Below are 22,475 nucleotides of genomic sequence, written 5' to 3'. Positions count from 1 at the left end.
CCTCTGTAAAAGGAGCCTACCGGTCGCGGTGCTGCTGGGCCGACCTCAGAACGCGCAGGTGCCCTCGGCGGCCGACCTCGACCCCCTGCCCGACCGGTTCGCCGCCACCGGACGACGTGGGCCGGGCGGCCTCCCTGACCGCGTTGGCCAGCGCCTCCAGATCGTCGGAGCTGGGCGAGGCGCCGTCCGTCGGCAGCCGCACCACCTCCCAGCCGCGGGGGGCGGTCAGCCGCTCGGCGTGTTCGGCGCACAGGTCGTAACAGTGTGGCTCCGCGTACGTCGCCAGGGGGCCGAGAACAGCGGTCGAGTCGGCGTATACGTACGTGAGCGTGAAGACGGCAGGCTGGCTGCAGGCGGTGCGGGAACAGCGGCGGACGGGGCTCACGGAGGGACCGTATCTGGTAAGAGTGCGAGGCGCCACTACCTGAGCGCTCTTAACGAGCGTGTCGCCACAATTCGGACACCTGTCGCAGCCTTTCCACCTACATGCCCCGATGACCCCACCGCCCACCACCTGGCCGTATCCGCGATCACCCTCGACATGCGCCCCCACAAAAGGATCACTTCGCGGTCACCCTGACACCGCCGGCACCACGGGGCCACCGGCGGCACAACGATCAGATGACGATCACCCACCGAATCGGCGCCGCCACCCTGAGAACTGGAGTGGCGTCCCCTTAGACTTTCCCCTGTGACTCCGAAGCGCGGTCCCAGACGGCGCGATCGCCACGGTCGCGGCCTCCGCGGCCCGCTCGCACCCTCCCACGTCCCCATGGCCAAGTCCCGCAGCGAACGCTTCGACGACCTCGTCCTCGACGCTGTCGACCGCCTCCGGCCCCGCTGGGAGCGGCAACTGTCGGCCGTGGAGTTTGCCGTGGAGGAAGTGCCGCCGCTGAGCGAACTGGACGACGGCCCGCGCCTGACCTCGGACCCGATCCCGTTCGGCCGCGCCGACGCGGCCACCGGCCAGAACCCGGCATCGGTGGTGGTCTACAGGCGACCTTTGGAGGCCCGGGCACGGGACCGGGACACGCTGGGCGCTCTGGTGCATGACACGGTGGTGGAACAGGTCGCCACCCTGCTCGGCCTCTCCCCGGAAACCGTGGACCCGGGCTACGACGACCGCCGCTGACCACCGGCGCCCAGGCCCAGGTTCCAGGAAAACTGGTCCTCCCCATTAGGGCGCGCTACGCGCGATGAAAGCTCGGGCAGCGCCCTGTGGGGGCAAGCCCCCACACTCCCGGGCGAGGGGCCTCCCGGCCCCTCGCGCTCCGCGGCCCTGGCCATGACGCCCATCGAATGAATCGATCACCATCGGGATCAGCGCTGACCCAATGACCAGACCGCCGCCGAGTCCTGCCGAAGCCCACGAACGGCACCCGCAAACTCGATGACAGACGAAACAAACGCAAGCAGCGTGGACCCTTCATAGACACCCGGCGAAGCGGCCTTCAGGACGATCACGGTGTAGACACGCCCGGCGATGAATTCTGCGGGCTCGACAAGTCCAACCACGTGACGCGAACGACAGGAGGCCCGACATGGGTGAGCGAGTGAGCACCGCGATCACCGGCATCAGGACCGTAGCCGTCCCCGTCACCGACCAGGACCGTGCCGTCGAGTTCTACGTCGGCACGCTGGGCCTGGAGAAGCTCCTGGACGCCCCTATCGAGCAACTCGGCGGACGATGGATCGAGGTCGCGCCTCCGGGATCGACGACCTCGATCGCGCTCGTTCCCGCGCCCTCGAACGCGCCCACCGGCGCCGAGACCGGCATCCGCCTCACGACCGCGGACGCCGCGTCCCTGCACAAGGAGCTCGTGGAGCGTGGGGTCGACGTGGACGATCTGCTGCTCTGGGAAGGCGTGCCACCGATGTTCGCCTTCCGCGACCCGGACGGCAACGGTCTCGTGATCGTCGAATAGCGGAAAGGGGCCTCACCATGGCGACCAATCTCGACAAGGAATTCACCGCGACACTGCTGAAGAGCCCGAGCAAGGGCGGCTGGACGTATGTGGTGATGCCGGGCTCGGCCGAGTTCTTCGGGACACGCGGGCTGGTCAAGGTCCGGGGGACCATTGACGGTCACCCGTTCCGCAGCTCGTTCATGGCTCTCGGTGACGGCACGCACAAGCTGCCCGTGAAGGACGATCTCCGCAAGCTCCTCGGGAAGGAAGCGGGCGACACCGTGACCGTTCACCTGGAGGAACGCATCAAATAGGAGCGCTTCCCTCAACAGATCCTCAACAAGGGCTCAACCGGCGCCGCCCTACCGTCCTCTCATCGGAAGCATCCGATGGATCCGGCAAGAGAGGAACGGGAATATGACCGGCAACATCCGCAAGTCGCTCGCCGTTGTGACCATGGCCGGCGCCGCCGCCCTGGGCGCGCTCGTCACGGCCCCGGCCCAGGCCGAGGCCGCGTCCCTGGGCACCGCCGCACAGACCTGGTCCGCGCAGGCCTCGTCCGCGCAGGCCTCGTCCGGACTGCCCAACTGCGTCCGCGTCTGGCAGAAGTCAGGCTGGGTCACCAAGAGGGGCTACGCCTACAACGGCTGCCGCTACAACGTCCGCATGAAGATCATCTGGGCTCGGGAGATGGACGGGCCGTGCAGCACGGTGGCGCCGGGCCAGACGATCAGCAGCAAGCGCGGGCGCGGCCCCGCCTCCTTCGACGGCGCCAGGGCCTGCTGAGCCTCACACCCTCCGACACGGCGAGCACACGCAGCCGGGCCAGTTAGACGGGAGCCTGTGCCCGGCTGCGCTCGTGGATAACACGTCGGCGTTCGCACAGCGACCGCCCTGAAAGCGACGCGACCTCGCCCGCCGCCCCCGACCGCCATGAAAACAAGTTGCAGGATGCGTCCGGCACAGAAAAGATTTCGGCATGATCCGGGTCGAGGGGTTAACCAAGGTCTTCCGCCGCCCGCGCACCTTCTCCGGACCCTTCGGAGCCCTCCGCACGCTCGTCACCCGCCAGCACGAGGAGACCACCGCCGTCGACGATGTCACCTTCGAGATCGACGAGGGGGAGGTCGTCGGCTACCTCGGGCCGAACGGCGCCGGCAAGTCCACCACCATCAAGATCCTGACCGGCATCCTCACGCCGACGAGCGGCACCGTGGAGGTCAACGGCCTGGTGCCCTGGCGTGACCGCTCGGCCAACGCGCGCAACGTCGGCGTGGTCTTCGGCCAGCGCAGCCAGCTGTGGTGGGACCTGCCGCTGATCGAGTCCTTGCGGCTGGTGGGCGCCCTCTACGACGTCCCGGCTCCGCGCTTCGAGACGTCGCTCAAGAAGCTGCGCGACCTGCTCGGGCTCGACGGCTTCCTCGACACCCCGGTACGCCAGCTGAGCCTCGGCCAGCGCATGCGCGGTGACCTGGCCGCGGCCGTGCTGTACGAGCCGCCGCTCCTCTACCTCGACGAGCCCACCGTCGGGTTGGACGTGCTGGCCAAGGAGGCGGTGCGTGAGTTCATCATGGAGACCAATCGCATCGGGCGCACGACCGTCATCCTGACCACGCACGATCTGGCCGATGTCGAGGCGCTGTGCAAGCGGATCGTCCTCATCGACCAGGGCAGGGTGCTCTTCGACGGCGCCATCGACGCCCTGGTCGACCAGCCCCGGCGGCTGGTGGTCCTGCTGGACGCCGAGCCGGAGGAGGTACGCGGCGTATCGCGGGACCTCGAGGGGCGCTACGTCTTCGAGATCCGCGACGACCTGCCGGGCCTGATCGCCTCGATAGCCGCCGAACACACCATCCGCGACATGTCGATCGAGGAACCGGCCCTGGAGAGCGTGATCAAGGGGATCTACACCCGATGACGCGCATCGGCTTCCGCCTCGCCCTCGCCTACCGCAGCAACATCATCATGACCTGCGTGGCACTGGTCGCCCAGGTCTTCCTGTTGCGCATGATCTGGACCTCGGTGTACGGCTCGCGCCCCGTGGCCGCCGGGCTCACACTGGAGGCGCTGCTCGCATACCTGGCTCTGGCCAACTTGCAAGCCTTCGCCACCCACACCATCGTCTCCAGCACCATCCACCACCGCATCCGTACCGGCATGGTCTTCTTCGACCTGGCCCGGCCGGTCGGCTACCTGAGGCAGATGGCCGCCTTCCAGGTCGGAAACACCTTGGGTGGGCTGCTGCTGCTCGCGCCGGTCATCCCGGTGGTCCTGCTGGTCGGCTCGATCACCGTGCCGGTCAACGGCGCGGGCTATGTGATCACACTGGTGCTCGGGTACGTGATCGCCGTGCAGCTGGCGCTGCTGATCAGCCTGATCGGCTTCTGGACCATGGAAACCGGGGCCATCTCGCTGCTCTACCGGCTCGTCAGCCAGTTCTTCGCCGGGACGATGGTGCCGCTCGCCTTCTTCCCCGGCGTCCTGGGCGTGGTGGCCGAGGTCTTGCCCTTCAAGTACATGGGGTACGTTCCCGCGGCGATCTACGTCGGGCACATTTCCGATATTTCAGGTCCTGTTGTGATTGAGCTCGCCTGGATCGCGGGACTGTGGGGCCTGCTCGTCCTCACCTGGTCCCGCGCCCATCGAAAGGTGGTGATCCAGGGTGGCTGAGGTCCTCCGCACCCTACGCCTGTACGTACTGCTCCAGCGCGCCTCCGCCCGCGGCGCCATGCAGTACCGCCTCAACACCGTGATCGGCATCATCAGCGGCGCGATCTGGCAGGGCACCGGGTTCGCCTTCATCTGGGTGGTGATGCACACCTTCCCGTCGCTGGCGGGCTGGGGACTGGCGGAGATCGCCTTCCTGTACGGCCTGCGCCTGACCGCCCACGCCCTGGCGATGATCCCGCTGATCAGCGTGAACGACATCCAATGGGTGGTACGCAACGGAGAGTTCGACCGTTTCCTCCTCCGCCCGCTCAATCCCCTCGTGCAGGTCATGGGCAACCGCATGGGCATCAGCCAGTTCGGCGACCTGCTCGTGGGCGTCACGCTGCTCACCGTCGCCGGCCAGAGTGCCCACGTGCAGTGGAACGCCGGGGTGATCGCCTTCTGCTTCGTGGCGGTCGTGGGCGGTGCCCTCATCGAGGCTGCTTTCTTCCTCGCGCTCTGCTCGTTGTCGCTGCGCATGATCGACACCTTCGCCCTGCGCGTCTTCGTCGACGACGTCTTCAGCAAGTTCGGCTCGTACCCGATGAAGATCTTCGGCGGCGTGGTCGAGTGGCTGCTCACCTTCGTGCTGCCGGTCGCCTTCGTGGCCTACGTGCCGGCGAGCGTCGTACTGGACAAGCTCGACAATCCCTGGGCCTTGGCGACCCCGCTGCTGGGCGTGGTGCTGATCGCGCTGGCGTACCTCATCTGGCGGCGTCAGCTCGATCATTACCAGAGCGTCGGGCATTGAGCCCGGAAGCAGTTCCCCGACGTCACGCTCTCGATCGATCTCGACCGGGGCGAGCGCACCAGGCACCACATAGGAGTCGGAGTCGGGAAAATCCATGCCGGCCCACCCCTCCCATTCAGCGACGGAACCCGTCATGACCATGGAGCGCTCTGCCGGGCACAACATCCGGGCGCCCAGCCTGTGGTGAGCTCGCAGCCATGGGTCCAGCGGGGCACCGTCCGGCCGGGTCCAGGTCATGAAGCACCCCATCGGCGTCAACGGGTAACGTTGCCTTGAGCGTCGGGCGGACCGGCGCGATCACCCGCGTCAGCCCAGCCTGCGCACCGAAGTCGGCGAGCCGCCCCAGCACGTGCCCGGCCAGCCCTCGTCCCCGCAGGTCCCGGCGGACCTGGGCCGCGGCGATGACCTGAGTGTCGGCTCCCCTGCCCTTCTCGTGCGGCTTGACCACCTGCCTCAATGCATCGTCGTAACCGCCGGGCAGGTTTTCGATCGTGCCGTCCCACCGCACCGGGACGCCCCACCCGCCGGCCACGATCCGGTCATCGCCGTCTACGAGCAGGAGGCTCAGGTCCTTGAAGAACTCCCGCACCCGCTCCAAGTACTGATCGGCCACGGGGTGGTGGAAAATGAACTCGGGCCAGTCGGCGCCGAAGATGTGATCGGCCTGCTGGTGCAGATCGGGGCGTTCAGCAAAGACGACGGCTCGGATGTCCACGCTCATCATCCTTCGTCGGCGGGAAGGGCGAAGAGCCGGACGTGCATGGGCCGCGCGTCCGGCGGGGCCTCCTCCGCGGATCGGTTGTATTTCATCAGCAGGGCGATGTAGGTCTCGAAGAACGCCTCGAACTCCGCCTTCGTCATGCGGGCGAGACCCCGCGACGCCTTGGCCCACTCGGGGTCGCGCCAATAAGCCTCGGGGAAGCTCTCGAACAGCTGCCGGTCCTCCTCCATACCGATCCGGTGGAACTCGGCCAGCACCGGACGGTCCTCTGGGGCGAGCTGGTCCGGGGTCGGCAGGCGTATGTCCCGGGGCTCTGTGGCGTGGCGCCACCAGCGCTCCCGGCCGGTGGATCGTTCAGGGATCTCCTCGATGAAGCCGTACTTCTCGAGTTGGCGCAGGTGATAGCTGGTCGTGCCGGTCTTCGCGCCGAGCAGCTCGCCGAGCGTGGTCGACGTGGCGGGACCGTGAATGCTGAGGTGGCGCAGCATGGACTGCCGCATGGGATGGGCCAGCGCCTTCAGCTTCGCGGGGTCATCGAGGATGAACCGCTCCTCATCCGTCATGAGGATCAGCCTAGTCCCGCAGAACGATATCTGCAGAGGGCCCTTTGCCGAGAAGTCTCTGCAGACTAGCTTCGGCAGTATGACACGAATCCTTTGTGCGGCCGGCATCGCCCTCTGCCTGCTGACCGCCGCCCCCGTTCGCACTTCCGAGACCGGTCCCGCGCCTTCGCCGCCGATCGCCGTACCGCCCGACCTGAAAGCGTCGGACGTGAGCTTTCCCGGCAGTGGAGGCCTCACGATGCAGGGCACAGTCATCTCACCCTCCACAGCCGAGCCGCCACGCCGCCCCGGGCTCGTCCTGGTGACGGGAGCGGGGCCAGGCTCACCGCGCACGCGACACCTGACGGAGGCCGTCGAGTTCGCCCGCCAGGGCATGTCCGTGCTGATCTACGACAAACGATCCGTGGGTTACTCACTCTTCCATAGGTCCTACGCGCAACTCGCCGACGACGCGCTCGGCGCCGTGGCCGCGTTACGCTCACAGCCCGGGGTCGACCCCGGAAGGGTCGGATTATGGGGGCAGAGCGAGGGAGGCTGGGTGGTCCCCATCGCGGCCACCCGCTCGAAGAACGTCGCCTTCGTCGTGCTTGTCGGTGCGAACAGCCTGCCACCGCTGCGGCAGCAGACCTGGGCGGTGAAGGCGGGGCTGCGCCGGGCCGGTGTCAGGGGCTCGCTGGTCGACCGTGCCGAGCTCAACATGTATCGGATGCTCGACAGCCTCGGGATGTTCCCGGAGGCTCATTACGACCCGCGTCCGACCATTGCCGCCGTACGCCTGCCGGTGCTCGCCATCTGGGGCACCCACGACCTGCTGACGCCGCCCGTCGAGAGCCCGCCGGGATTCGTCGCCGCCTTGGAGAAGGGCGGCAACAGGCGCTACACGATCCGCTTCTTCGGCAACGCCGAGCACTCCGCCTTCAAGACCCTTGACGGCGGCGTCACCCGGTTGGAGGAGCTCGCGCCCGGCTACGCCGACCTGGTCGGCTCCTGGGTGGGCGATGTGGTGGCGGGCAGAGCGCCCCTCGCGCGGACGTCGGGGCCGACGCCCGTACAGGAATCGCCGACCGTGCCGGTCCATCGTTCCGCCTGGTGGGAGTCGGCGGTGGTCCAGCTCGCGGCGCTGGCGCTGTTCGTGGTCGCGTTCGGCGCCTATCCCGTGGTGGCGCTGGTGCGGCGGGTTCGCGGTCGCTCCCAGGCCCCGGTATCGAGGGCCGCGCGGTTGCTCAGCGCCGGCGGGCTCGTGGTGGTGCCCGGTCTGTTCGTCTACGTGATGTATCTGCTGATGAGCGGTGGTGAGATGGCATTTCCCGGGCCGGTCGTGGCGGGGCGTCCGCTGATCTGGCTCGCGCTGCAGGGCTTGGCGGTGGCTTGCATGGTCGCAACGGTCGTCACTGCACTCTCCTGGCGCCGCGCCCGCCTCACCGTGGCCCGTGGTGAGAACGTACGACTCGGCCTGCTGCTCGCTGGAGGAACCGCGCTCATCCCGTGGGCTCTTTACTGGGGCCTGCTGCTTCCGTAAAGGGAAACACGATCAGTCACGCGGGCGCGCTGTCCGACCCTGTGCGGCCGCGACCCCGCGATCGTGGCTCACAAGATACCCGGGTCCCAATGGCTGGGACGCCCATCGTCACGCCCACCTCGAGCAGGCGCCTGCGGTCGAGCCAGTCGCGCAGCTTCGGGCCGAGCACGGCCGCCTTGGGATCGTGCGCGGCCGCGGTGAGCAGGGCCTCCAGGGCATGCCTGTCGGGAGCGCAGTCGTCGTGGAGCAGCCAGATCCACTCGTCGGGCCCGCGCGAGGGCATCCTGTCGAGCGCCTCGGCGACGGACTCGGCGAACGCGGTCGACCGCGGCAGGGAGATCACATTGCCGCTGCCGAGTGTCTGGGCGAGCAGGTCGGCAGAGCCGTCCCTGCTGCCGTTGTCGACGCCGGCCACGCGGTCGGGCCTGCGGCTCTGGGCGGCCAGAGCCCGCAGCGTGTCGCCGAGCCAACGTGCGCCGTCGTGGGCGACGACGATCACGGTGACGTAGGGACGAGACATCGGTGGGTGACTCCTGGGGGGATGATCAGGCGCGCCCACCCTACAGGCGAAAGCAGGTCAGGAGGTGCGAAAGGGGTCACGCGGCTGTGCCGCGTGACCCCTTCTATGACTAAACGGCCTGGCGCTTGATCCGTCTGCGCTCCCGCTCGGACAGCCCACCCCAGATGCCGAACCGCTCATCGTGCTCGAGTGCGTATTCAAGACACTCGGCACGGACCTCGCACGATCGGCAGACCTTCTTGGCCTCTCTCGTGGAGCCGCCCTTCTCCGGGAAGAACGCCTCCGGATCGGTCTGCGCGCACAACGCGCGCTCCTGCCAGCCGAGTTCTTCAGCGTCAAGCTGATCCTGTGCGATGACCGGATCGGTCACTGCACACCTCCCTGCCGCCCGCCCGCAATGGAGCCCCCCATGGACGCCTTCCTTATTACCCACCCATCGGAAGGCGTAACAACATGGTTGTAATTACACGCGCGTGCCGTAGCTGACGTCAAGCGGCATGCATGTATCCGGGGAAAGACCAGACCTCGCCCCGGTGTGCTTGGCATGTGATGTTCTCGCCCGGCCCACCCCATCCGCTCAATGGTTTCGGTCAGACTCGTTCAACCTGTCAGCGGTCCGAACCGTATCAGGGCGGGATAGACGCCCGCCCGCGACGCACCCTCTCTCTAGTCGTTCATTGCCGGTCCGTTACCTGCGTGGCTCGTTGGGGGTGTATATGGCGGTCGGGTCGATGGGGTCGTCCCCCGGGCGGCCGCCGAGGGCGTCTCCCCGGTAGGCCGACGGGTCGATCCGCATCGTCGATTCCCCCTGGTCCTGCCTGCCGGCCGGCGCCTGGTGGGTCGGCTGATAGGGGTGCGGCTCGTACGCGCCCTGCTGGGGTTCGTACGCGCCCGGCTGCTGGGGTTGCTGCGGGTGGCCGAACGGCCCGGGCTGGCCGGCGTAGTCCGGCACGCGCAGGTCGGGCGTGGTGCCGGCGGTCGCCTGGTACGTCTCCGCCTGCTGGTAGGCGTCCATGAGCTGCTGGGAGCGCGGGTCCACGGGCGGGTCGGGCTCTTGGTAGGCGTTCGGGGTGGCGTACTCGGCGCCCGAATAGCCGGTGAACGGGGTTCCGCCCTGCTGCTGCGGCTGGTCGAACGCGCTCTGCCCCTGGTACGGCGGCTGGAACGGGGCGTTGTTCGGCGAGGTGTCGCCCGTCGGGTAGGAGGGCTGGTCGGCGGGGGTGGAGAACGCGTCCGGCGGCGCGTACGGGTTCTGGTGGTCCGCGGGCGGCGCGTAGGGGTCGTTGGCCGGGGGCGGCGCGTACGGGTTGGGGCTCGGCGGGCCGTAGAGGTTCGGCTGACTGTCCGCGGGGACGTACGGGGCGGGCTGGTACTCGGCGGCCGGGGTGTTGTACTCCTGGGCCGGCGGGGTGGCGTACTCCTGGGCGGGGCGATCGACGCTCGGCGCCGTGTCGGAGGACGTGTAGGCGGCCTGCCCGAAGGCGGAATCCTGCCCGAAGCCGTTGTTCTGCCCGAAGCCGGCGTTCTGTCCGAACGAAGCGTCCTGCCCGAAGCCCTGCGGCGGCTGCTGGTCGGACGGCGCCGGCGGGAGCGCGGCCCTGACCGGCTGATACGCGTCCGGCTGCGGCGCGCCGTAACCGGGCTCGGCGTGCTGGTTGGGCGCGACGGGCTGGTTGGGATGCACGGGCTGGGCGTCGGCGGCGGGCGGCGCGTAAGCGGACTGCTCGGGCGGCAGGCCGCCACCGAAGCTCGGCGGCTGCTGCCCGTAGCCGGGCTGCTGACCCGACGGCGGCTGCTGGCCGAAGTCAGGCTGCTGACCTGGCGGCTGCTGACCATAGTCAGGCTGCTGACCTGACGGCGGCTGCTGACCATAGCCGGGCTGGGGCTGCCCGTAGCCCGGCTGCTGGGCTGACGGAGGCTGCTGACCGTAGCCGGACTCCGACGGCGGCTGCTGACCGTAGGCGGGCTGCTGGCCGAAGGCGGCAGGCGCCTGCTCCGGCTGACCGTAGCCGGGCTGCTGCCCGGCCGGGGGCTGGCCCGTCTGCGGCTGCTGACCGTAGCCGGGCTGCTGGCCGTAGGCGGCGGGAGGCTGCTGACCATAGCCGGGCTGGGGCTGCCCGTAGGCGGCGGCGGGATCCTGCGGCCCGCCCGCGAACGGCGGCTGCTGGCCGAACTGGGGGTGGTGGTAGACCTGCGCGGCCGGACGCTCCGGCAGGACCTGCGGGATCAAATACACCAGCGCGATGGCGGTCAACGCCAGCTGGGGCACGCCCAAGAGCACGAACTCCACGACGTCGCGGACCCCGTCCCCGGCGAACAGGCCCAGCAGCAACGCCAGCATGCCGAACACCGACGCCAGGAGCAGCCCGGCCGCCGCCCCGTACATGATCGGCTTGGCCTTGGGCGACGGCTGGCCGACCTTGGTCACCAGTAGCACCGCACCCAGCAGCAACGCCGCGACCACCGGACTCGTCACGTCGAAGAAGTTCGCGGCCGCGCGGCCCGTGAAGGTCGAGGCGGACGACGAGCCGATCAGGATGTGACCGATCGCCAGCAGCACGTTGATCAACCCGGTGACGAGCATGACCCAGGCGGCCGGCTCCTTCAGCCGGGCGACGTCAAGTTTGCTCACAAATACCCCCAACGGACCCTTTAGCCCGAAGGGAGTTTGCCACATCGTCAAGTCCGGCGATGGGAGTCCCAGGAACCCCTTTCATCTCAATTCGGCCTATACCAGCAAGTAGGGCACTCGAAAGTGGGGAAGACCACTCCCCCGGCGGGCTTGTCAGAGGCCGGTGACAGACTGGGCCGCATGCACATCGTGTCACTCGCCGGCGGCATCGGCGGCGCCCGTTTCCTCCGTGGTCTGCGCGCGACCGAGCCAGACGCCACGATCACCGTCATCGGCAACACGGGTGACGACATCACCCTGTTCGGCCTGCGGGTCTGCCCCGACCTCGACACCGTGATGTACACCCTGGGCAACGGCATCGACGAGGAGCAGGGCTGGGGCCGGGCCAAGGAGTCCCACGTGGTCAAGGAGGAACTGGCCGCGTACGGGATGGAGCCGCAGTGGTTCGGGCTCGGCGACCGCGACTTCGCCACCCACATCGTCCGCTCGCAGATGCTCGCGGCAGGCTACCCGCTCTCGCAGATCACCGAGGCGCTGTGCGCGCGCTGGCAGCCGGGCGTGCGGCTGCTGCCGATGAGCGACGACCGCTGCGAGACGCACGTGGTGATCGAGGACGAGCACGGCAAACGCGCCATCCACTTCCAGGAGTGGTGGGTACGCCTGCGCGCCTCCGTCCCCGCCCAATCGTTCGCGCTGGTGGGGGCGGACACCGCCAAGCCGGCGCCGGGCGTTCTTGAGGCCGTCGAGGAGGCTGACGTGGTCATCCTGCCGCCGTCCAACCCCGTCGTCAGCATCGGCACGATCCTCCAGATCCCGGGCATCCGCGACGCCCTGACCCCCAAGACCGTGGTCGGCGTGTCGCCGATCATCGGCGGAGCTCCGGTGCGCGGCATGGCCGACGCCTGCCTGACGGCCATCGGAGTGGAGACGACCGCACAGGCCGTCCTGGAGCTCTACGGCCCGGATCTGATCGACGGCTGGCTGGTGGCCGAGGAGGACGAGGGGGTCGCGCTCGACGGCGTGCGGGTCGTCGCCCGCCCGATCCTCATGCACGACGCCGAGGCTGCGGCGGATATCGCGCGCACGGCCCTCGACCTGGCCCTGGAGCTCACCCGATGACGATCGCAGGACCCCACCGCGTCGAAGTGATCGCCGTCGAGGGCGTCGGCGAGGTGCGCCCGGGAGACGACATCGCGGCCCTGCTCAAGGACGCCGGCATCCAGGACGGCGACATCGTGGTCGTCACCTCCAAGATCGTGAGCAAGGCCGAGGGCCGGATCCGCCGGGCGCCCGACCGGATCCAGGCGATCGAGGACGAGACCGAGCGGGTGGTCGCCAGGCGCGGCGACACCGTGATCTCCCAGACCCGCCACGGCTTCGTCATGGCCGCCGCCGGAGTCGACGCCTCCAACACCGACCCGGGCACCGTGCTGCTCCTCCCCGAGGATCCCGACGCCTCCGCCGGCCGCATCAGGGCGGGCCTGGCCGCCGTCCGGGTCGGCGTGATCGTCTCCGACACCTTCGGCCGGCCGTGGCGCAACGGGCTCACCGACGTGGCGATCGGGGTGGCCGGCCTGCGGCCGCTGGACGACTTCCGCGGCACGTCGGACGCGTACGGCAACCAGCTCAGCGCCACCGTCACGGCGCTGGCCGACGAGATCGCGGGCGCGGCCGAGCTGGTGAAGGGCAAGCTCGCGGGCGTGCCCGTGGCGATCGTCCGCGGGCTGTCCCACCTCGTCACGGACGACGACGGACCTGGGGTGCGGCCGCTGGTGCGGGCGGCCGACGACGACCTGTTCCGCTACGGGTCGCGGGATGTCGTGTTCGCGCGCCGTACGATCAGGGAGTTCTCCGACCGGCCCGTCGATCCCGAGGCGGTGCGCAGGGCGGTGGCGGCGGGCATCGCCGCGCCGGCGCCGCATCACACGACTCCGTGGCGGTTCGTGCTGGTCGAGTCGCCGGAGACGCGGACGAAGCTGCTCGACGCGATGCGCGAGGCGTGGATCGAGGACCTGCGCGGGGACGGGTTCGGCGAGCAGTCGATCGCCAAGCGGATCAGGCGGGGCGACGTGCTGCGTAACGCGCCCTACCTGGTGGTGCCGTGCCTGGTGATGGAGGGGTCGCACACATACCGCGACGCGCGGCGCAACGCGTCCGAGCGGGAGATGTTCGTGGTGGCGACGGGCGCCGGGGTGGAAAACTTCCTGATCCAGCTCGCCGTCGAAGGACTCGGCTCGGCGTGGGTGTCGTCCACGATGTTCTGCCGCCCTGTCGTCCGCGCGGTGCTCGACCTGCCGGACTCGTGGGACCCGATGGGGTGCGTGGCCGTGGGCCACGCGGCGGCCCCGCCAGCGGATCGCGCGCCTCGCGATCCCGCGGATTTCATCGTCACACGCTGACCGGCTCCGCAACTCCAGTAAACAAGCCATTTACCCTTAAGAAAGTTTCCTTTACATTTGGGCCATCCCCCCATGTAAAGGAGCGACTTTCATGCGAAGGATGCTCACGTTAGCCGCCGTGGTGGTGATCGCCGTCGCCACCACGGTCTTCAACACGACCCCGGCGTTCGCGCACGGGTACGTCAACTCGCCGCCGAGCCGGCAGGCCAACTGCGCCCAGGGCAGGGTGCCCAACTGCGGCAACATCATCTACGAGCCGCAGAGCGTGGAGGGGCCGAAGGGGCTGCGTAGCTGCCACGCCAACCTGCCGCAGTTCGCCCAGCTGAGCGACGAGAGCAAGCCGTGGCCGGTCGCGTCGGTGGGCAGCAGGGTGACCTTCACCTGGACGTTCACCGCCAGGCACGCCACGCTCAACTACGAGTACTACATCGGCAACACCAGGGTGGCGGTGTTCAGCGGCAACAACCAGCAGCCACCGGCGACGGTCTCGCACACGGTCAACCTGTCCGGATACTCCGGCCGCCAGAAGGTCCTGGCGATCTGGAACATCTCCGACACCGCCAACGCCTTCTACTCCTGCATCGACCTGCAGATCGGTGGTGGCGGCAACCCCAACCCGACGCCCACCCCGACCGCCACCCCGACCCGCACGCCCACCCCGACGCCCACGCCGACCACCAGCCCTTCGGGCACGTGGCGGGCCGGGGTCGCCTACGCGGTCGGCAGCACGGTGACGTACAACGGCGTGAGCTACCGGTGCATTCAGGCGCACACCTCACTCGCCGGCTGGGAACCCCCGAACGTCCCGGCCCTGTGGCAACGGCTCTGACCCGCTGACGCCAAAGGGGGCGCTCCAGGCGCCCCCTTTTCGCGTGACACGGCCGAAGGACGCCCTCGGGCTCAGGCGGTCGGCTTGCACGTGGGGTGGCAGAGACGCCGCGCAAGGGCTGCGAGGAACACGTCGATGATCTCTCCCGGCTCCTGCGCCACATGCAGCGACCCGTTGGTGGCCGCCGCGATCTGCCCCAGACCGCCGCGATCCACATCCGTCCCGAAGGCGATGATGACGATCTGCACGGGCCGATCCGGCTTCCAATCGCGCCGCAGCACCTCGAGGAGCTGCGTCAAGCGAGTGCCCTTGCCATCGTCCTTGCCTGCCGTGATCACCAGGAGCGTGTTGTTCATGTCCTCCCGGTACTCCCCGGCGACCTCCCGGAACCCGCTGAGAATCGAGTCGTACAACGAGCTGTCCCGCTCTGGATGGGCGGTGATCGTGGTGGTCATCTCACCCAGGCGGCTCCTGCGGATCACCTGGCCGCTCTCCGGCTCGTTGATCGGCCCGAGCCCGACGCGCTCCCGGTAGCTCTTGATCTGCCCCAGGCCGTCCGCGAACTCCCACAACCCCATGTGCGTGGAATCAGGGAAGAGCTGCAGCCCGATCTTGGCCGCGTCCAGTGCCACCCTGACCCGGGTGCTGCCCTTCAGCGGCTCGGCCATGTGCTTGGAGGTGTCGGCCAGAACGAGGATGTTGGTCGGCGGGGCCAGTCTGCTCCAGGCCCGCAGCGCCTCGTCGATGTCCTGTGGCGACACCGACGACCTGGTCTTCGGGGCGGCCGGCGGAATCTGCGGCCCCGGCGAGATCGGCCCCTGGTTGCCGTCGCCCGACCTGAACCCCGCCCGCCGCACGATCTCCTGCGCCTGCGGCCCCCTCAACCATTCGGCGAACGCGGTGGACGCCTCGGCCACCGTGGGGTCGGTGGCGGTCACGACGTACGGGTAGTCGAGGTTGATCGTGCCCTCGCGCGGGTGCAGCGCGACGACCGGGTCCGCGGACGGGCGCAGGTTGTGGTTCCACACCGACTGCTCGGGCACGATGACCACCGGGCGTTGCCAGAAGGCGCGGTCGTCGACCGCATCCAGCATGCTGCGGTAGTCGGGAGCCGAGCCCGCCTGCGCCCACCGGACGAAGGCGGTGAGCGCCTTGTCCGCGTCCGACCCGGTGCCGACGACGTCCCTGGCGGCGGCCACGGTCGCGATGCCCGCCCCGGCCAGCGACGGGTCTGGCACGCGTACGACGTCGGGCTCGTTCGCGGTGGGCGTCAGCCGCCCGCGCACGGTCGAAGGGAAGACCATCCGCCAGTTCATCTCGGTCTTGCCCACGGCGAAACGTTGCGCCAGCGACGAGCGGGTGGCGAACACCAGCGGCGAGGTCGCCACCACGCTCTCGCCCGCCGGTAACGCGCTCGCGCCCTGCTGGCGCGCCAGCCTGATCCAGGCCGAGGAGTCGGCGATCCAGCCGTCGGGGCGCTCGCGCAGCACGCCCGCCCGGTCGCCGATCAGCGTGCGCAGGACGGTGGCCGGAGGGTGCTCGGTCACCTGGACGAGCACGCACCGGCCGCCCACCGACGTCTTCGTGTCGTTGAACCGCCCCGCGGCCTCCATGACCGCGGGGGACACGTCGACCGCCGCGGCCACGCTGACCAGAACAGGCTCTCGTGTGGAGCACAGCGGGCCCACGCCGCCGAACACCACGAAGACGGCCGTGACGGCCACGGCCACGGCCGTGAGCCCGGCCAGCATGCCGCGCTGCAGCGCCTTCCTGCGTCGCTGCTCAGGGGACAGCGCGGCACGGTGTCGACCCAACCGCACGGTGAACCTCTCTCCAGGGGAGTGATGATTCTCCCAGCGACTCCCATAGCCGGGGCAAGCCGTTATTAGAACATGTTACAACTGAGCGATCGGCAACACCCGCCTGACGCTCTGGCAGACGCCGTCGCTCGCCGCGGACGCCTGCAGGCGCTCGGGGCTCGGGACGCCGTACTCGGTGGTGCGCTGCCTGACCGGCCTGCCGGTGACCTCCACCATCGCGCGCAGCTCGCTGATGGTCTTGTACGAGCCGTTCTCCGAGCCGGCCATCCTGCTGATCGTCTCCTCCATCAGCGTGCCGCCGAGGTCGTTCACGCCGCCCTGGAGCACCTGGCGGCACAGGTCGTCGCGGAGCTTCACCCACGAGCACTGGATGTTGTCGATCGCGCCGTGCAGCAGGATCCTGGCCAGCGCGTGCACTGCCCGGTTCTCGTGGCTCGTGGGGCCGGGGCGGGCGACGCCGGCCAGGTAGATGGGCGCACTGGTGTGCACGAACGGCAGCAGCACGAACTCCGAGAACCCGCCGGTCTCCTCCTGCAGGCGCCTGATCAGCTTGATGTGCCTGACCCAGTGCAGGCGGGTGTCGACGTGGCCGTACATCATGGTGGAGGTGGTCGGGATGCCGACCTTGTGCGCGGTCGTGATGACCTCGATCCACTCCTTCGTCGGGAGCTTGCCCTTGGTCAGCACCCAGCGCACGTCGTCGTCGAGGATCTCCGCCGCCGTCCCGGGAAGCGAGTCGACGCCCGCCTCCTTGGCCGCCTCCAGCCAATCCCGGATGGACATGTTCGTCCGGCTCGCGCCGTTGATCACCTCCATCGGCGAGAACGCGTGCACGTGCATGTCCGGGGTGCGCGCCTTCACGGCCCTGGCGATGTCGAAGTACGCGGTGCCGGGCAGGTCGGGGTGGATGCCGCCCTGCATGCACACCTCGGTCGCCCCTGCCTCCCATGCCTCCTGCGCCCGGTCGGCCACCTGGTCGAGGCTCAGCGTGTACGCGTCGGCGTCGGTGCGGCGTTGTGCGAAGGCGCAGAAGCGGCAGCCGGTGTAGCAGACGTTGGTGAAGTTGATGTTCCTGTTGACGACGTAGGTCACGTCGTCGCCCACGGTCTGCTTCCTGAGGGCGTCGGCAATGGCCGCCAGCTCGTCGAGCGCCTCCCCTTCCGCGCCGAGCAGCGCGACGGCCTCGTCGTCGGTCAGACCCGCCGGATCCGCCTCGGCCCGCCTGAGCGCCTGCCACACCTCCCCCGTGACCCCACCCGCCGGCACGGCAGGCGTCGACGCGGCCTCCAACGGCACGCCGCTCACCGCCGCCCCAGCACCCGCCGACACACCCTCCGCCCCCGCGGCACCCGCCGATGGGACATCACCGTCGCCACCGCGCACTCCAGGCGCCGGTCCTACTGCGTCGAGACGGTCACGCAGGGCGTCCCAGTCGCCGTACACGTGGTCGAAGTCGTCCCGCCGGTCCTGGGCGCGCCCCGACGTGTCCACCTCCACGTGCAGATCCACCCGCCCAGACGCGGCGAACCCGCCGTCGGGCTCCTGCCACGGCCGGCCCTCCAGCACGGCGTCCTCGCGGGCCAGCCCTGTCGCCGGGTCCGCCAAGGCGGCCACGTGGGCGGTCAGGCGCGGGTCCAGCCAGGGTTCCCCGGCCAGCACGTACTCCGGATAGATCGTCAGCCGTTCCCGCAGCCGGAACCCCGCCTCCCCCGTACGGGCGGCCAGTTCGTCGATCTGCGGCCACGGCCGTTCGGGGTTGACGTGGTCGGGGGTCAGCGGCGACACCCCGCCCCAGTCGTCGATCCCGGCCCGGATCATGAGCTCGTACTCGGAGTCCACCAGGTTCGGCGGCGCCTGGAGCCGGACGCGCGGGCCGAGGACGAGGCGGGCCACGGCGATGGTGGCGGCAAGCTCCTGCAGGTCGGCATCGGGCAACCCGCGCATGGCGGTGTCCGGCTTGGCGCGGAAGTTCTGGACGATGACCTCCTGGATCCCGCCGTACTCGCGGGCCACCCGCCGGATCGCGAAGATCGACTCGGCCCGGTCCTGGACGGTCTCCCCGATGCCGATCAGGATCCCCGTCGTGAACGGCACGTTGGTCCGCCCCGCGTCCTCCAGGACGCGCAGCCGCACCGCCGGGTCCTTGTCGGGCGAGCCGTAGTGCGGCTGCCCCTTCTCCTCGAACAGCCGCCGCGACGTCGTCTCCAGCATCATCCCCATGGACGGCGCGACGGGCTTCAGGCGCTGCAGGTCACGCCAGCTCAGCACCCCGGGGTTGAGGTGCGGCAACAGCCCGGTCTCCTCCAGCACCTTGATCGCCATGGCCCGCACGTACGACAACGTGTCGTCGTAGCCCTGCGCGTCGAGCCACTCGCGGGCCGGACGCCAGCGGTCCTCGGGCCGGTCCCCCAGCGTGAACAGTGCCTCCTTGCACCCCATCGCCGCCCCCTGCCGGGCGATCTCCAGCACCTCGTCGGGGCTCAGGTACGGCGACGGCAGCTTGTGCGGCGCGGTCGCGAACGTGCAGTATCCGCAACGGTCGCGGCACAACCTGGTCAGCGGGATGAACACCTTCCTGCTGTAGGTGATGATCCCGGTCCGGCCGGCCGCCTCCAGTCCGGCGTCGCGCACGCGGGAGGCGTGTTCCAGGAGTGAGTCGAGGTGGGGGCCACGGGCGTGCAGCAGTACGGTCGCCTCGGCGACGTCAAGGGTCTTGCCGTCGCGGGCACGGGCGAGCGCACGGCGGAGCGCGGAATCACTGACCAGATCCATAGAGGCACAGTACGACGGCCTGGGTTCGCCGCCCGCACCCAGGGGCGGGTCAAAGGATCAGGAGGTCAGAAGGATCTGTAGTCCCGGACGGACATCCGGGGCCCACGTGCGGGTGGACGCAGCCCCGAGAGCGTGATGAGCACCGTCGCGCGGTGCCGATGGCCCTGGTACGGCTCCAGCAGCCGCAACATCCCTGGATCGTCGGTCTTCTCCCCCGTCAGGGCATACCCCACGATCTTGGCCAGGTGGAAGTCGCCCACGCTCAGGGCGTCGGGATCGCCCAGGGCGCGCTGGCGTACTTCAGCGGACGTCCACACCCCGATCCCGGGCAGGGCCCGCAGCAGCCGGTCGAGCTCCTGCGTGGTCTTGGCCGCCTCCAGCTTGTCGGCGTGCCAGGCGGCGGTCGCGATGGTCCTGGCGCGTACGGCCTCGGCGCCCGAGCGGTGCCAGTGCCAGATCGGGATCTGCCGCCACACCGCCGCCTCGGGGATCACCCGCATGCCCTCGGGGGCGGGGCCGGGCGCGGGCTCACCGTAACGGCTGAGCAGCCACCGCCAGGCCCGCCACGCCTCCTGCCCGACGACCTTTTGCTCCAGCACGGCGGGTACGAGGGCCTCCATGACCCGTCCGGTCCGCCCGATTCGCACACCCGGATGTTTCCGGGCGACGTCCGCCAGGAGCTCATGCTTGACGACAAATCCGGAAATGTCGTCGTCAGCCCCGAGCAGCGCCGGCAACATCTCCAGCGCCCACTCCGCCCCCGGCCCCCACGCCTGCCCGTACACGCATCCGCCCTTGACGCTCACCCTGAGCGTGCACGGCCCGTCGGGCGTCCTGGAGGTGCGCCACACGGCCCCGTCGGGGGTCTGCCGCCAGGCGGGGTCGCCGCCGCCGCGCTTGTGCGGCGACAGCGCCAGCCCCACGTCCAGCGGCCCCTCGGGCGCCCACCTGCGCTCCATCACCGATCCAGTCTGCCCCACCCGCTCAAGCGTTCGGGCCGAGCGAGCGGGGCCCCGTCGGTCAAAGGGCGTCAGACGTCGCTGGAATAGCGCATCGCGCGCTCGGGCAGCTCGATCCCCGGCCAGATGCGCACGCCGTTCTGCAGCTCGTTGCCGGCTCCCACGACGGCCCGGTCGCCGATCACCGCGTCGCGCACCACCGTGCCCGCACAGACCCGCGCGCCCTTGCCGACCACGGAGTCCGTCACGGACGCGCCGGACTCGATGACGCAGTCGTCGCTCAGCACCGACCCGGCCACCGTCGCCCCGGCCTCGACGACCGCCCGGGCGCCGACCGCCGTGCCGCCCTGGACCTTGGCCTCCGGCGAGATCCGGGCGCCGTCGAGCGCCAGGTATTCGCCCGTCGGCCCCGGCAGCGCGGGAGATTGCAGCCGCCCCAGCACCAGGTCACGTGAGCCCTGCACGAACGCGGCGGGGGTGCCGACATCGAGCCAGTAGGTGCGGTCGGCGTATCCCAGCACGAGCTGCCCCGACGCGATCAGCCCCGGGAACGTCTCCCGCTCCACCGACACGACCTGGTCCTTCGGGATCGAGTCGATCACCGACCGGGTGAAGACGTAGCAACCGGCGTTGATCCGGTTGGTCACCGGATTGGGGGTCTTCTCCAGGAACGCGGTGACCCGCCCGTTCTCGTCGGTCGGAACGCACCCGAATCGAGTGGGATCGTCCACTTCTGTCAAATGGAGCGTTACAGCGGCCTGCTGCGCGCAGTGCATACGCACTTGGTGCTCGATGTCGTGTCCGGACAGAATGTCCCCGTTCAGAATGAGCACGGGGTCATCCGGCCCGGAGGTGAGCGCCTCGGCCGCGTTGCGGATCGCCCCGCCGGTGCCGAGCGGGGTCTCCTCCGTGATGTATTCGAGTGAGAGCCCGAATGCCGCCCCGTCGCCGAAGGCCGGCTCGAACATGGACGCCTTGTACGAGGTCGCGAACACGATCCGGCGGACGCCGAACGACCGTGCCCGGGCGAGCTGATGGGCCAGGAATGGCACTCCGGCGGTTGGCAGCAGCGGCTTGGGCGTGCCCAGTGTCAGCGGACGCAGGCGGGTGCCCTGCCCCCCGACCAGGAGAATCGCCTCGAGGTCTGGCAAAGAGCTCTCCATCACTCCGTGAGGTTACCGAACTATTCGATAGCGCGTTGATAAGAGCTGAGGTGCGCCTCGGCCGAGGCGTCCCACGTGAATTCACGGGCTCTCGCCAGCCCCGCCTCCTGCAATTGCTTTCTCCGCTCCGCGGAGGCGAGCAATTCTCCGAGTGCCGCGGCGATGCTGTCCGCGTCCGGCTCAGTGTAGGCCACGGCGTCCCCGCCCACCTCTGGAAGCGAGGTGCGGTGTGTCGTCAGCACGGGAGCGCCGCAGGCCATGGCCTCGAGCACGGGCAGCCCGAACCCTTCGCCGCGCGACGGGAAGGCCACCACGAGCGCCCCGCCGAGGAATCCGGGCAGGTCGGGCGCGCGCAGGTAGCCCGGTCGCACCACCTTGACGGTGGCCTCGACCTCGCGGCAGGCGGCGTCGACGTCGTCCTCGTGCACACCGCCGCCGAGCACCAGCGCGGGCGGCTTCTCCAAGCGTTTCACGGCGGCGGCGAAGCCGCGGATGAGGTTCGGAACGTTCTTACGCGGATCCAGATTGCCCAGGAACGCCACATACGGCTGGCCGTGCAGTCCGCAGCGGATGGCGGCCCGGCGGATCTCCTCCTCGCTCGGCGGGTGGAACTGCGCCAGGTCGACGCCGTGGTAGGCGACGTCGATGCGGGTCGGGTCGGCGGCCAGCACGCGTACGAGCTCGTCCCTCGTCGCCTTGGACGGGACGATCACCCGCTGCGCATGGCGTACGGCGGTGCGGGTGGCGGAGCGGAAGAACGACGCCCGAGAACTGAGCTGGTCGGGCTCGGTGAACCAGGTGGCGTCGTGCACCGTCACGACGGTCGGCAGGCCCGAGCCGAGCGGGATGGAGTAGTAGGGCGCGTGGATGACGTCGGCACCGGCCTGGCGGGCCAGCAACGGCAGTCCGGTCTGCTCCCACGCGAGCCTGGCGGCTCTGTTGGTGATCGCGACGGGTCCGGCGATGATGTCGGCGGAGGGCGCCAGCCGCCGATATCGATCCGCTTCGGCCCGCTGGCACACGACGGCGAGGTCGGCGCCGACCCGATGGAGGGCTGCGACGAGCCCGTCCACATATCTGATCAACGCGCCGCGGTCCGCGGGGACCGCCGCCGCATCGACGAGCACACGAGGCATACGAAGATCTTCTCCCCTCAAGATCCACGTGGGACCTGTCGTCCCCCTCTAATGTTCAGCTTATGACCAGCCTCC

General features: G+C 69.6%; 22 protein-coding genes. 11 read left to right on the top strand and 11 right to left on the bottom strand.

All coding sequences use genetic code 11. The features are described 5' to 3' along the window. Positions 1-16: 16 nt before the first annotated feature. A complete protein-coding gene (locus EDD27_RS50885; protein WP_127939882.1) occupies positions 17-385 on the bottom strand; it encodes a DUF3499 domain-containing protein in 369 nt (122 codons plus the stop codon). 387 nt (positions 386-772) lie between these two features. Between EDD27_RS50885 and EDD27_RS50880 the strand changes: the two genes are divergently transcribed. The 7 genes from EDD27_RS50880 (at position 773) to EDD27_RS50850 (ending at position 5,367) form a co-directional block, all read left to right on the top strand. After that, a complete protein-coding gene (locus tag EDD27_RS50880; protein ID WP_206642022.1) occupies positions 773-1,132 on the top strand; it encodes a metallopeptidase family protein in 360 nt (119 codons plus the stop codon). Positions 1,133-1,541: 409 nt separating this feature from the next. Continuing rightward, on the top strand, positions 1,542-1,925 hold the full coding sequence (locus EDD27_RS50875) for a VOC family protein (protein WP_127939880.1): 384 nt from the start codon (positions 1,542-1,544) through the stop codon (positions 1,923-1,925). A 17-nt stretch (positions 1,926-1,942) separates the two neighbouring features. After that, entirely contained in the window at positions 1,943-2,221 is a 279-nt protein-coding gene (locus EDD27_RS50870) for a DUF1905 domain-containing protein (protein ID WP_127939879.1), read from the top strand. A 103-nt stretch (positions 2,222-2,324) separates the two neighbouring features. Beyond that, the gene (locus EDD27_RS50865) at positions 2,325-2,693 is read left to right on the top strand and encodes a hypothetical protein (RefSeq protein WP_127939878.1); all 369 of its coding nucleotides are present in this window, start codon (positions 2,325-2,327) and stop codon (positions 2,691-2,693) included. A gap of 193 nt (positions 2,694-2,886) precedes the next feature. Then, positions 2,887-3,825: an ABC transporter ATP-binding protein gene (locus EDD27_RS50860; protein WP_127939877.1), complete on the top strand. Its 939-nt coding sequence runs from the start codon at positions 2,887-2,889 to the stop codon at positions 3,823-3,825. Continuing rightward, positions 3,822-4,577: an ABC transporter permease gene (locus EDD27_RS50855; protein WP_127939876.1), complete on the top strand. Its 756-nt coding sequence runs from the start codon at positions 3,822-3,824 to the stop codon at positions 4,575-4,577. The genes EDD27_RS50860 and EDD27_RS50855 overlap by 4 nt, the downstream gene beginning before the upstream one ends. Continuing rightward, positions 4,570-5,367, top strand: a complete 798-nt coding sequence (locus tag EDD27_RS50850) for an ABC transporter permease (protein WP_206642021.1) — start codon at positions 4,570-4,572, stop codon at positions 5,365-5,367. The genes EDD27_RS50855 and EDD27_RS50850 overlap by 8 nt, the downstream gene beginning before the upstream one ends. 115 nt (positions 5,368-5,482) lie before the next feature. On the opposite strand, the gene EDD27_RS50845 is transcribed toward EDD27_RS50850, so the two are convergent. After that, the gene (locus tag EDD27_RS50845) at positions 5,483-6,082 is read right to left on the bottom strand and encodes a hypothetical protein (protein ID WP_206642020.1); all 600 of its coding nucleotides are present in this window, start codon (positions 6,080-6,082) and stop codon (positions 5,483-5,485) included. Positions 6,083-6,087: 5 nt separating this feature from the next. Then, positions 6,088-6,651, bottom strand: coding sequence for an ArsR/SmtB family transcription factor (locus EDD27_RS50840; protein ID WP_127939875.1), 564 nt, complete (start codon positions 6,649-6,651; stop codon positions 6,088-6,090). Between the two features lie 79 nt (positions 6,652-6,730). Between EDD27_RS50840 and EDD27_RS50835 the strand changes: the two genes are divergently transcribed. After that, entirely contained in the window at positions 6,731-8,170 is a 1,440-nt protein-coding gene (locus tag EDD27_RS50835; protein WP_127939874.1) for an alpha/beta hydrolase family protein, read from the top strand. A 16-nt stretch (positions 8,171-8,186) separates the two neighbouring features. Here EDD27_RS50835 and EDD27_RS50830 read toward each other — a convergent pair whose 3' ends face one another. The 3 genes from EDD27_RS50830 to EDD27_RS56145 form a co-directional block, all read right to left on the bottom strand. Further along, a complete protein-coding gene (locus EDD27_RS50830) occupies positions 8,187-8,690 on the bottom strand; it encodes a glycosyltransferase family 2 protein (protein ID WP_241564692.1) in 504 nt (167 codons plus the stop codon). 109 nt (positions 8,691-8,799) lie between these two features. After that, a complete protein-coding gene (locus tag EDD27_RS50825; protein WP_020546325.1) occupies positions 8,800-9,060 on the bottom strand; it encodes a WhiB family transcriptional regulator in 261 nt (86 codons plus the stop codon). A 318-nt stretch (positions 9,061-9,378) separates the two neighbouring features. Next, positions 9,379-11,322, bottom strand: a complete 1,944-nt coding sequence (locus tag EDD27_RS56145; protein ID WP_206642019.1) for a hypothetical protein — start codon at positions 11,320-11,322, stop codon at positions 9,379-9,381. A 180-nt stretch (positions 11,323-11,502) separates the two neighbouring features. Here EDD27_RS56145 and cofD point away from each other — a divergent pair, with 180 nt between their 5' ends. The 3 genes from cofD to EDD27_RS50805 all read left to right on the top strand — a co-directional run bounded on the left by cofD (position 11,503) and on the right by EDD27_RS50805 (position 14,550). Next, complete coding sequence (cofD, locus tag EDD27_RS50815; RefSeq protein ID WP_127939873.1) at positions 11,503-12,441, top strand: 2-phospho-L-lactate transferase; 939 nt, start codon at positions 11,503-11,505, stop codon at positions 12,439-12,441. Then, complete coding sequence (locus tag EDD27_RS50810) at positions 12,438-13,721, top strand: coenzyme F420-0:L-glutamate ligase (protein ID WP_127939872.1); 1,284 nt, start codon at positions 12,438-12,440, stop codon at positions 13,719-13,721. The genes cofD and EDD27_RS50810 overlap by 4 nt, the downstream gene beginning before the upstream one ends. A gap of 91 nt (positions 13,722-13,812) precedes the next feature. Beyond that, positions 13,813-14,550 (top strand): lytic polysaccharide monooxygenase, encoded by a 738-nt coding sequence (locus tag EDD27_RS50805; RefSeq protein WP_127939871.1) that lies wholly within the window; start codon positions 13,813-13,815, stop codon positions 14,548-14,550. A gap of 71 nt (positions 14,551-14,621) precedes the next feature. Here EDD27_RS50805 and EDD27_RS50800 read toward each other — a convergent pair whose 3' ends face one another. From EDD27_RS50800 to EDD27_RS50780, 5 genes are all read right to left on the bottom strand, one after another. Beyond that, positions 14,622-16,370, bottom strand: coding sequence for a substrate-binding and VWA domain-containing protein (locus EDD27_RS50800; RefSeq protein ID WP_421917089.1), 1,749 nt, complete (start codon positions 16,368-16,370; stop codon positions 14,622-14,624). A 75-nt stretch (positions 16,371-16,445) separates the two neighbouring features. Then, the gene (locus tag EDD27_RS50795; RefSeq protein ID WP_127939870.1) at positions 16,446-19,142 is read right to left on the bottom strand and encodes a bifunctional FO biosynthesis protein CofGH; all 2,697 of its coding nucleotides are present in this window, start codon (positions 19,140-19,142) and stop codon (positions 16,446-16,448) included. Positions 19,143-19,207: 65 nt separating this feature from the next. Further along, positions 19,208-20,101, bottom strand: coding sequence for a DNA-3-methyladenine glycosylase family protein (locus tag EDD27_RS50790; RefSeq protein ID WP_127941493.1), 894 nt, complete (start codon positions 20,099-20,101; stop codon positions 19,208-19,210). Positions 20,102-20,172: 71 nt separating this feature from the next. Further along, positions 20,173-21,252 (bottom strand): mannose-1-phosphate guanylyltransferase, encoded by a 1,080-nt coding sequence (manB, locus tag EDD27_RS50785; protein WP_241564690.1) that lies wholly within the window; start codon positions 21,250-21,252, stop codon positions 20,173-20,175. A 32-nt stretch (positions 21,253-21,284) separates the two neighbouring features. Next, positions 21,285-22,400, bottom strand: a complete 1,116-nt coding sequence (locus tag EDD27_RS50780) for a glycosyltransferase family 4 protein (RefSeq protein WP_127939868.1) — start codon at positions 22,398-22,400, stop codon at positions 21,285-21,287. Positions 22,401-22,475: the final 75 nt, after the last annotated feature.

The sequence above is a fragment of the Nonomuraea polychroma genome, from assembly GCF_004011505.1.
Classification (GTDB): Bacteria; Actinomycetota; Actinomycetes; order Streptosporangiales; family Streptosporangiaceae; genus Nonomuraea; species Nonomuraea polychroma.
This window is presented reverse-complemented; position numbering and strand designations above follow the sequence as displayed.

Bases quoted from the DNA above. Each gene is read 5' to 3' on its own strand.
- EDD27_RS50790 (WP_127941493.1), bottom strand. From the start codon at position 20,101: ATGGAGCGCAGGTGGGCGCCCGAGGGGCCGCTGGACGTGGGGCTGGCG.
- EDD27_RS50810 (WP_127939872.1), top strand. From the start codon at position 12,438: ATGACGATCGCAGGACCCCACCGCGTCGAAGTGATCGCCGTCGAGGGC.
- EDD27_RS50830 (WP_241564692.1), bottom strand. From the start codon at position 8,690: ATGTCTCGTCCCTACGTCACCGTGATCGTCGTCGCCCACGACGGCGCA.
- EDD27_RS50875 (WP_127939880.1), top strand. From the start codon at position 1,542: ATGGGTGAGCGAGTGAGCACCGCGATCACCGGCATCAGGACCGTAGCC.
- EDD27_RS50805 (WP_127939871.1), top strand. From the start codon at position 13,813: ATGCGAAGGATGCTCACGTTAGCCGCCGTGGTGGTGATCGCCGTCGCC.
- cofD (WP_127939873.1), top strand. From the start codon at position 11,503: ATGCACATCGTGTCACTCGCCGGCGGCATCGGCGGCGCCCGTTTCCTC.
- EDD27_RS50855 (WP_127939876.1), top strand. From the start codon at position 3,822: ATGACGCGCATCGGCTTCCGCCTCGCCCTCGCCTACCGCAGCAACATC.
- EDD27_RS50870 (WP_127939879.1), top strand. From the start codon at position 1,943: ATGGCGACCAATCTCGACAAGGAATTCACCGCGACACTGCTGAAGAGC.
- EDD27_RS50860 (WP_127939877.1), top strand. From the start codon at position 2,887: ATGATCCGGGTCGAGGGGTTAACCAAGGTCTTCCGCCGCCCGCGCACC.
- EDD27_RS50880 (WP_206642022.1), top strand. From the start codon at position 773: ATGGCCAAGTCCCGCAGCGAACGCTTCGACGACCTCGTCCTCGACGCT.
- EDD27_RS50795 (WP_127939870.1), bottom strand. From the start codon at position 19,142: ATGGATCTGGTCAGTGATTCCGCGCTCCGCCGTGCGCTCGCCCGTGCC.
- EDD27_RS50840 (WP_127939875.1), bottom strand. From the start codon at position 6,651: ATGACGGATGAGGAGCGGTTCATCCTCGATGACCCCGCGAAGCTGAAG.
- EDD27_RS50835 (WP_127939874.1), top strand. From the start codon at position 6,731: ATGACACGAATCCTTTGTGCGGCCGGCATCGCCCTCTGCCTGCTGACC.
- EDD27_RS50865 (WP_127939878.1), top strand. From the start codon at position 2,325: ATGACCGGCAACATCCGCAAGTCGCTCGCCGTTGTGACCATGGCCGGC.
- EDD27_RS50780 (WP_127939868.1), bottom strand. From the start codon at position 22,400: ATGCCTCGTGTGCTCGTCGATGCGGCGGCGGTCCCCGCGGACCGCGGC.